The organism is Aeromonas aquatilis (assembly GCF_054052405.1).
Genome location: NZ_JBSTYP010000177.1, coordinates 1 through 412 on the forward strand (window position 1 = coordinate 1; position 412 = coordinate 412).

General features: G+C 57.5%; 1 pseudogene. It reads left to right on the forward strand.

Annotation, left to right across the window (positions count from 1 at the left end):
• Positions 1-412: pseudogene (locus tag ACW5W8_RS23890) on the forward strand (hypothetical protein); the annotation flags it as partial.

Consider the following 412-nt stretch of genomic DNA (forward strand, 5'->3'; position numbering starts at 1 on the left):
AAGGGGTGGGCAGTGGCGACCTTTACCGGTGGTCATGCCTATCTGCAAGATTCGGTGATCCAGGTCGAGGGGGTATCGCCTGCCGCCTACAGCGGCGAGCATCGGGTGATGCAGGTCACCGCCACTCAGGTTTGGTTTGAGATTGATGGTGGCAACCCCGGCGCCCCAGGAACGGGCGCAGCAATGACCATGAAGGTGGCGCCGCTGGGCTGGACGATCACCCACGAAAGCGGTGACGGCAAGATCTTTATCGTGCGCCCCACCAATGTCAGTGAGTCGGGGAATGTATCGTGGCGAATTGATAACAGCGCATTCACTGGATGGACGGGCTCTAACCAGTATGGGTTTGCCTCCTATCTGGCCAAGATCACCATGGTTGAGGATGTGGTGGATATCAACACCTTTACCACTA